This is a genomic window from Streptomyces sp. NPDC059900 (assembly GCF_050270335.1).
Lineage (GTDB): Bacteria > Actinomycetota > Actinomycetes > Streptomycetales > Streptomycetaceae > Streptomyces.
The window spans coordinates 1-2,093 of sequence record NZ_JBNNJZ010000932.1; the positions used below are offsets into that span (position 1 = coordinate 1).

The window sequence follows — 2,093 nt, forward strand, 5'->3', positions numbered from 1 at the left end:
GCAGGAAGGTGTGGGGTCGGACATCGTGCAATTCCCCTTCTGGCGTTGAGGCGTTCTGGGGTTCGGCGGACCACTCGGCGAGCTGCCGGATGGGGGAGGGGCACCGGGCGCCGGGCCGGGGCCCTGTTCGCGGTCGGCTGTGCCCGCCGTGCCCGTCGCCGTCACGCTGCGGGCCAGGCCGCGCCGCGGCTGCAACCTCGCTCCTTCCGAAAGCTGGGAACGCACCGGCCGTGCGACGGAGTGGCGTCTCATCGTTGAGGTCCCGGCTGGTAGCGCCCTGCAATTGGGCTGAAACGGCCGTCTCAGGCCCACTCCCGCCGGCCAGACCAACACTGCCCGGGACAGGGCGCCGCGGTGATGGCGCTTTTCCGCCAGCGGGCACGGGCACCGGATGCCACCGTCGATGGCGTCGATGGCATCGACGAACAGGACACCGGGCTCAAGGAGAGGACGGGGACGTGGAAACGATCCAGGTGACCGAGAGGAACGACCCGCACGTGATGTCACCCGCCCGGGGAGCAGCACTGCTCCGGGGCGCCCCGTGGTCCCGGCTGGTCATTGTCGGTGACAGCGTCGCCCGGGGCGTCAGCGAGTCGCGTCCCGGCTACCGCACCGGCCCCTGGTCGAGCCTGGTGATCGCCGCTCTTCGCGAAGTGCGGCCGGAGTTGGTACACCTCAACCTGGGACAGCGTGAACTGGTGACCGCGCAGGTACGCGAGACGCAGCTGAAGTCCGCGCTGGATTTCGGGCCTGACCTGGTGATCGCGCTGTGCGGTGGCAACGACGGCCTGCGCAAGACCTTCGACCCGCAGGCCGTGGAGGGCGAACTCGAAGCCCTCTTCACGCCGTTGCGCAGCGCGGGCACGCTGGTGACCGCCGGCTTCTTCGACATCACCGGCAACCCGTACTTCGACGCGCGATACCGGGACGTGGCCCGCGAGCGCCTGGCCGCCGTAGCGCGGGGGATCCGATCGGTGTCGCAGCGCCTGGACGCCGTCTACGTCGACCTGGACAACCACCCGACCGATCGCGACGAGTCGATCTGGAGCACTGACGGCATCCACCTCAACGCCCGGGGCCAGGCGGTCCTCGGCACCGAGATCATCCGCGCCCTGGGCGCCCGCCGGCAACGCCTGAGCCGTGTCGAGGGGCGGCGAGATCTGCAGGCAGGGGCTTGAGCTTCGGGCCCGCGGAGACGTACGTGCGCCGGGCCACGGAGAAGCTCCGTGGCCCGGCCTCATGCTGCGGACGCTGGGCCCGTCAGGGTGCAGGTTGTCTCCTCACGGAGCGAGCCGGTAGGCGTTCGTGATCGTTTCGGTCACGGTGTTGCCGGCCGTGTCCTTCACGTACACGCGATACGACACCGCCTTGGCCGTCGCCGGGTGCTTGACGCTCGCGGTGCGTGCCCCGCTGGTGTCGGTCGTGACGGGGGCCGACTTCCAGGTGGTGCCGCCGTCGTAGGAGACCTTGACGGTCAGGGTGGCGATCTTGCCGGGGCCGGCTGCTGCGCCGGCCACCTTCAGCGGCACCGTGAGCGTGCTGCCTGCTCGGGCCGTGCCGTTCAGTGCCAGTTTCGGTGCGAGGCGGACGGTGGTCAGGGGCAGCTCGGTGGGCGGGTCGTCGGGTGTCTTGGCCGACTTGAACGTCCAGGCCGCAGCCACCTTGGTGCTGGTCGTGGCGACGGTTGCCGGGCGGGTGGCCTCCATGACCAGGCGGTAGGAGGCGGAGGCGGCCGGGAGTTCGGCGTTCACCGCGCCGGGTTCGCCCTCGGCGAGGGTGCGGCCGCCGGATTCCAGCCGGGTGAAGCCGCCGCTCGTCACGGAGCTGCCGGCGTGTCCCGCGCCGTCGCTGAAGAGCTGGACGTATGCGTCCATGGCGTTGCCCGCGCGGCGCGCGCCCTGCCCCTGGTCGGCGTGGAGGTCGGGGCCCACGACGCCGGTGTTGAAGTTGAGCGTGTAGCGCTTGCCCGCCTTGTAGGCGACCGTGTCGGTGCCGTAGTCGATGGTGGAGGACCCTGTGTCGTCGAGCTGTGCCATGGACCAACTCCAGCGCAGGTCCTTGGTGTTGATGTAGCTCGTGCCGGAGGCCGGGAG

1 protein-coding gene and 1 pseudogene are annotated in these 2,093 nt (G+C 70.6%); one reads left to right on the forward strand and one right to left on the reverse strand.

The features are described from left to right. Positions 1-458 precede the first annotated feature (458 nt). Positions 459-1,178 (forward strand): SGNH/GDSL hydrolase family protein, encoded by a 720-nt coding sequence (locus ACQKIP_RS45865; RefSeq protein ID WP_365863422.1) that lies wholly within the window; start codon positions 459-461, stop codon positions 1,176-1,178. Positions 1,179-1,280: 102 nt separating this feature from the next. On the opposite strand, the pseudogene ACQKIP_RS45870 reads toward ACQKIP_RS45865, so the two are convergent. Continuing rightward, a pseudogene (locus ACQKIP_RS45870) lies at positions 1,281-2,093 on the reverse strand (peptidase); the annotation flags it as partial.